At 70.4% G+C, this 5,725-nt stretch carries 3 protein-coding genes and 1 pseudogene; 1 reads left to right on the top strand and 3 read right to left on the bottom strand.

Going from position 1 to position 5,725, the window contains the following annotated elements:
- Positions 1-604: pseudogene (locus MR1_RS13435) on the bottom strand (citrate synthase); the annotation flags it as partial.
- A 106-nt stretch (positions 605-710) separates the two neighbouring features.
- Here MR1_RS13435 and MR1_RS13430 point away from each other — a divergent pair.
- Positions 711-1,874: a citrate/2-methylcitrate synthase gene (locus MR1_RS13430; protein WP_255218156.1), complete on the top strand. Its 1,164-nt coding sequence runs from the start codon at positions 711-713 to the stop codon at positions 1,872-1,874.
- Positions 1,875-1,953: 79 nt separating this feature from the next.
- Here the strand turns inward: MR1_RS13430 and MR1_RS13425 are convergent, their stop codons facing one another.
- A complete protein-coding gene (locus MR1_RS13425) occupies positions 1,954-4,833 on the bottom strand; it encodes an aconitate hydratase (protein WP_174522545.1) in 2,880 nt (959 codons plus the stop codon).
- A 109-nt stretch (positions 4,834-4,942) separates the two neighbouring features.
- Positions 4,943-5,725 (bottom strand): DUF3159 domain-containing protein (locus tag MR1_RS13420; RefSeq protein WP_067247747.1); only part of this gene is annotated, 783 nt, incomplete at its 5' end.

The raw sequence follows: 5,725 nt of genomic DNA, 5'->3' as shown, positions 1-5,725 counted from the left end.
GGCCGAGCAGCGGCAGCGCGTCGGTCAGTCCCCCGATCAGACGGACGGCGACGCGGGCGACCGTCGGCGGCGCGAGATCGAACCGCTCCGGATCCGTGGCTGCCAGCGCGGAGACGGCGCTGAGCAGGCGGCTGAACGCCGGCGCCTCGGAGGGAAGCACGTCGAGAGCGCGGCGCGCGTACGACACCGTCCCGGGCGACGGCAGCGGCTCGGCGTCCGGGTCCGGTCGCGCCGTCCCCTCCAGGAGCCAGCGCACCACGGCGTCGAACCGGCCGATACCCGCGCCGTCGACGTCTCCCTCGCCGAACACGAGGTCGGTCACCGGGATCCCCCGGTACCAGAGCTCGCCGTCGTCGATCAGTGCGACGTCCGTGTCGATGACGCCGAGCGGGCTGCCGTCCGAGCCGGCCGCGGGTGCCGGACCGCGGACGGCCTCGGGCTTGCGTCGCCGCGACCGGGCGAAGCGCTCGACCTCCAGGACGTCGAAGGAGGATCCACGGCCGTCGCGATCTCGGGAGATGAGCCCGCGCGAGACATAGGCGTAGAGCGTCTCGGTCCTCACCCCGAGCCGGGCGGCGGCCTGTGCGGCCGTGAGTCGGTCCATCTCGCTCCCATTGATCCGATCAACATTGACGATAGCGCCGTCCATATCGGATCGTGAAAGCGATCCCGTCGCGTCCGGCGACGGGAAGGAGCAGAGGAGCCGACGCATGGCCATGACCGTGGAACGCGATGACGACCGCCCCATCGAGGTGCCCCGCGGCCTCACGAACGTCGTGGTCGCGGAGACGGCGATCGGTGACGTCCGGGGCGCCGAGGGGACCTTCCACTACCGCGGCGTCTCCGGACCCGACCTCGCAGCCGACGCCCGCTTCGAGGACGCCTGGCACCTCGTCGCCCTCGGCGCGCCGCTGCCCGACGACGCGGCCAGGGCCGCGTTCCGACGGCGGATCGGCGCCCTGCGCGCCCTGCCGACGGAGGCCGCCGAGGGCCTCGCCGCGCTCGCCGGGAGCGGCCTGGACCCCATGGCGCTGCTGCGGACCGGCATCGCGCTGGTCTCGGCCGCGGACGGCAGACCGGCCCTCTACGACGAGGATCCGGACGGCCGGATCGACGACGCCCTGCGGATCGCCGCGGTCGCCCCCACGCTCGTCGCCGCCCAGCACCGCCTCGGCGCAGGCCTCGTTCCCGTCCCGCCCGACCCGTCGCTGGATCCGGTGACGGACTATCTCCGCATGCTCACCGGGGCGCGGCCCGACCCGCGTCTCTCCCGCGCGCTCGCGACGTACCTCACCGCGGCGATCGACCACGGTTTCAACGCATCCACGTTCACGGCGCGCGTGATCGCCTCGACCGGCGCCGACCTCGCGTCCTGCGTCGGCGGGGCCCTCGGCGCGCTCTCGGGCCCGCTCCACGGCGGCGCGCCCGCCCGCGCGCTGGACATGCTCGACGACGTGCGGGACCCGGACCACGCCGACGCGTGGGTACGCGAGCGCGTCCTCCGCGGCGAGCGGATCATGGGTTTCGGGCATGCCGTGTACCGCACCGAGGATCCGAGATCCCGGCTGCTCCGGGAGGTCGCGCTCGCGCTGCGCGCCGACGGGCTGGCCGGCGCCCGGGTCGATCTCGCCGTGGCCGTGGAGCGGACCGTCATCCGTGTCCTCGAGGAGCTCAAGCCCGGGCGCTCGCTGCGCACCAACGTCGAGCTGTACGCGGCCGTCGTCATGGAGGCCTGCGGGATCCCGCGTGAGCTGTTCACCCCGACGTTCGCCGCGGCGCGGATCATCGGCTGGGGCGCGCACGCGGTCGAACAGGCCGGCGACGGCAAGATCCTGCGGCCGTCGTCCCGCTACGTCGGACCCGAGACCGCCTGAGGTCTCGCTGCACGGTTCCCGTGAGAGACGGAAGGACCCCCGAGAGTCGCGGCTCTCGGGGGTCCCTGTCTCTCGCGGCTCAGACCAGCGAACGCAGCACGTACTGGAGGATGCCGCCGTTGCGGTAGTAGTCGGCCTCACCGGGGGTGTCGATGCGCACGACCGCGTCGAACTCGATCGTCTGCTTCCCCTCGGGCGAGAACTCGCTCGGCTCGGCCGTGACCTTGACGGTCTTCGGCGTCACGCCCTCGTTGAGCTGCTCCAGGCCCGAGATCGACACGATCTCGGTGCCGTCGAGACCGAGGGACTCCCACGACTCGCCGGCCGGGAACTGCAGCGGGACGACGCCCATGCCGATGAGGTTCGACCGGTGGATGCGCTCGAAGCTCTCGGTGATGACCGCCTTCACGCCGAGGAGGTTCGTGCCCTTGGCCGCCCAGTCGCGCGACGACCCCGAGCCGTACTCCTTGCCGCCGAAGATCACCAGCGGCGTGCCCTGCGCCTGGTAGTTCTGCGAGGCGTCGAAGATGTACGCCTGCGGACCGCCCGGCTGGGTGAAGTCGCGGGTGAAGCCGCCCTCGATCTGCTGTCCGTCGTTGACGGCCTTGACCAGGGCGTTCTTCAGGCGGATGTTCGCGAAGGTGCCCCGGATCATCACCTCGTGGTTGCCGCGGCGCGAGCCGTACGAGTTGAAGTCCTTCTGCGCCACGCCGTGCTCGGTGAGGTACTGCGCGGCCGGGGTGCCGGCCTTGATGTTGCCGGCGGGGCTGATGTGGTCGGTCGTCACCGAGTCGCCGAGCGTCGCGAGCACGCGGGCGCCCGTGATGTCCGTGACCGGTGCCGGCGTGCGCTCCATGCCGTCGAAGTAGGGGGCCTTGCGGACGTAGGTCGAGTCCGCGTCCCACTCGAAGATCGGGCCCGTCGGGGTGGGAAGGCTCGTCCAGCGCTCGTCCCCGTCGAAGACGGTGGCGTACTGCTTGATGAACTGGTCGCGCGAGATCGACGAATCGATGATCTCCTGGACCTCCTCCGGGGCGGGCCAGATGTCCTTGAGGAAGACGTCGTTCCCGTCCGCGTCGGTGCCCAGCGGGTCCGACTCGAAGTCGAAGTTCATGGATCCGGCCAGGGCGTAGGCGACCACCAGCGGCGGCGAGGCCAGGTAGTTCATCTTGACGTCGGGGCTGATGCGCCCCTCGAAGTTGCGGTTGCCGGAGAGGACGGCCGTGACGGCGAGGTCGTGCTCGTTGATCGCCGCGGACACCTCCTCGATCAGCGGGCCGGAGTTCCCGATGCAGATCGTGCAGCCGTAGCCGACGGTGTAGAACCCGAGACCCTCGAGATCCTTGTCCAGGCCGGACTTCTCGTAGTAGTCGGTCACGACCTTCGAACCGGGGCCGAGGGTGGTCTTGACCCAGGGCTTCTGCTTCAGGCCCTTCTCGAGCGCCTTGCGCGCGAGCAGGCCCGCAGCGATCATCACCGACGGGTTGGAGGTGTTCGTGCAGGACGTGATCGCCGCGAGCGTGACCGCACCGTTGTCCAGCAGGTACTTCTGCCCGTCCGGAGTCTTCACCTTCACCGGCTTGGACGCCACGTGCGGCGACCCGCTGGAGATCAGCACCTCGCCCGTGTGGGTGTGCTCATCGCCCGGCACCGCTCCCGGGTCGGAGGCGGGGAAGGTGCCCAACGCGTCCGCGTCGACGATGTCCTCCGATGTGGAGGGCGTGGCGTAGTTGACGATGTCCTTCTCGAACTGGGACTTCGCCTCGGACAGCAGAATGCGGTCCTGCGGGCGCTTCGGGCCGGCGATCGAGGGCACGACGGTTCCGAGGTCCAGCTCCAGGTATTCGCTGTACTGCGGCTCGTTGGCGGGGTCGTGCCAGAGCTTCTGCTCCTTGGCGTACGCCTCGACGAGCGCGACCGCCTGCTCCTCGCGACCGGTCAGGCGCAGGTAGTCGAGCGTGACGTCGTCGATGGGGAAGATCGCCGCGGTCGAGCCGAACTCCGGCGACATGTTGCCGATGGTCGCGCGGTTCGCGAGCGGGACGGAGGCCACGCCCTCGCCGTAGAACTCGACGAATTTGCCGACGACGCCGTGCTTGCGCAGCATGTCGGTGATCGTGAGGACGACGTCGGTGGCCGTGACGCCCGCCGGGATCTCGCCGGTCAGCTTGAAGCCGACCACGCGCGGGATGAGCATGGAGACGGGCTGGCCGAGCATCGCCGCCTCGGCCTCGATACCGCCGACGCCCCAGCCGAGGACGCCCAGGCCGTTGACCATCGTCGTGTGCGAGTCGGTGCCGACGCAGGTGTCGGGGTAGGCGCGGAGGACGCCGTTCACGGAGCGGTCGTAGATGACCTTCGCCAGGTGCTCGATGTTCACCTGGTGCACGATGCCGGTGCCCGGGGGGACCACCTTGAAGTCGTCGAAGGCCGTCTGGCCCCAGCGGAGGAACTGGTACCGCTCGCCGTTGCGCTCGTACTCGATCTCGACGTTGCGCTCGATCGCGTCCGGGCGCCCGAAGAGGTCCGCGATCACGGAGTGGTCGATCACCATCTCGGCCGGCGAGAGCGGATTGATCTTGCTCGGGTCGCCGCCCAGGGCCGTCACGGCCTCGCGCATGGTGGCGAGGTCCACGATGCAGGGGACGCCGGTGAAGTCCTGCATGACCACGCGGGCCGGCGTGAACTGGATCTCCGTGTCCGGCTCCGCCGACGGGTCCCAGCTGCCCAGGGCCTCGATCTGCGCCTTGGTGACGTTCGCGCCGTCCTCGGTGCGGAGCAGGTTCTCCAGGAGCACCTTGAGACTGAAGGGGAGCTTCTCGAAACCGGGCACGGTGTCGATGCGGAAGATCTCGTAGTCGGTGCTGCCGACCGTCAGGGTGCTCTGGGCACCGAAGCTGTTCACCGTGGACACGAATCCGTCTCCTTCTGATCGGATGGGAGCGACAGGCGACTCCATCTTGCTCGCCCGCTGGGCGACAGGGCTAGCAAGGCGGACCTAACCAGTCTGCGCCTCGACCCGGGCGAGCGAAAGGGTGTCGATTTATCTTGATGTCGAGATAAATCTATCACGCATCCGGTGAGCGATCGGCCGCTTCCTTGGGCGCGTCGCGCGGGTACAGAGCACGGACCGCGAGCCAGGTGACGGCGACCATCGGCGCGAACAGCGGCAGACCCATCACGATCTTCAGCGTGCCCAGCGCCGTGACGTTCCCGGCGAAGTAGAGCGGGAGCTGCACGGCGAGACGGGCGAAGAACAGCGACGCCCATGCGACGGTCAGCCAGAAGAACACACGACGCTTGCGGCGATCCGCGCGCCAGGCCTGCCCCTCCCCCATGAGCAGTCCCGCCGCGACGCCGATGAGCGCCCACCCGACCAGCGCGGAGACGAGCAGGACCGAGCCGTAGATCGCGTTGGTGAAGAAGCCCGGGACGAAGTTGTCCTGTCCCCGGCCGGTCCACAGCGCCAGCCCCGCGGCGAAGGCGACGGCGACCAGGCCGCCGATCGCGGCGGACGGCGGCGACTTCTGCACCAGGCGCACGACGGAGAAGACCGCGGCGAGGCCGACGGAGATCCCGAGCGAGAGCACGAGCGGCTCCGGTCGGAGGGTGTAGATCAGGACGAACGCGAGGCTCGGCAGGACGGACTCCAGAACTCCCCGCCAGCCGCCCATCGCCCGCCAGACCACGTGCCCGGCATGGGCGTCGGCGGGCGCGTCGATCCCCATCCGGCGCGCCGCACCGCCGAGCGCCGAGGCGAACGCCTGCGAGGGGTCTGGGGCCGAGGATCCGGTTGCCGGCGGCGGCGTGTACCGTGCGTCCGCGGGCGCGGGGGCTCCCGCGTCGTCGGC

It is taken from the genome of Microbacterium resistens NBRC 103078, assembly GCF_001552355.1.
GTDB classification, from domain to species: domain Bacteria; phylum Actinomycetota; class Actinomycetes; order Actinomycetales; family Microbacteriaceae; genus Microbacterium; species Microbacterium resistens.
This window is presented reverse-complemented; position numbering and strand designations above follow the sequence as displayed.